Raw genomic sequence first — 1,007 nt, 5'->3', positions numbered from 1 at the left:
GAAATAGATCTCATTGATTTGTTTAGCATTTAACTCGAATTTGGCTAATGCTGTCCAGTCTAACTTTTGCCATTCAGACTGTTCAAAGGCAATTGTGGTGGATAGGGCAAGTCCGGCATTACCTTTTAATAGAGTGAGCGCATCATTTATTCCCGGTGCTAATGAAATATGAGAGACGATATCGCTTAGTGATTGATCAAAAAATGCATCAAGGCAAGAAAGCAGGCCGACGGTGTAAAACTGGTCTTTTAGGCTTGGTTCAATATATTCCGATAGCCTTTCACACATTAGTGCACGTACCAGCGCCATATAGTGCAGCGCTTCGGGCTTGTCGTCCAACTTGCTTAATGCCAGCAAGCTGGCCCAGCTCTTAATTTTATCTATGCCCAGTAAGGTGACAGCCTTGTGAATAGAGTCTATGGTGTTGCTTCGTTTAAAGGCGGCGGAGTTAATAAGCTTGAGTAGCTTGAAGCTTAGTGCCGGGTCTCGGGAAATGATGGAGGTTAAGCCATCCATATCAATCTCGGGTGCTTGAATTTCAGAAATTAGGTTAATTATTGTCATTTTTCCTGCAGCGATTTTCTTACCTTTAATTATCTCGGGCTTGGATAAAAAATAGCCTTGGAAGAGGTCGCAGCCAAGTTCGTGGCAGCGCTTAAATTGCTCAGGTGTTTCGATCTTTTCCGCCAGAAGAGTTACGTCATGCTGCTTAAGGTTTTTAATAGTTGCCTGTAATTCATCATCGTCCATTTCAGGTAGTTCTAGTTTAATAATGTCTACCAGTGGCAATATGCGTTGATAACGTTCATCCATAATAAAGTCATCAAGTGCTAGCGTGAAACCGCGTTGTTTAAGCTTTTTTAGGCTGGAAACAACCTTGTCTGTAATTTCGATATTTTCCAGTACTTCTATTACCGCCGTATCAGGGTTGAATAGTGGTGGGTTATGCAGGAGTTCAGCAGTAAAATTGACATAGGCAGGCAGGTTATTCGTAATGCTTGATATAT

1 protein-coding gene is annotated in these 1,007 nt (G+C 41.8%); it reads right to left on the bottom strand.

Annotation, left to right across the window (positions count from 1 at the left end):
- The coding region (locus tag A3766_RS27605; protein WP_068643385.1) for an EAL and HDOD domain-containing protein at positions 1-1,007 on the bottom strand (1,007 nt) is incomplete at both ends.

This window comes from Oleiphilus sp. HI0132, from assembly GCF_001635845.1.
Note: the sequence above shows the minus strand (reverse complement) of the source record. Positions and strands in the feature narration are given on the sequence as shown.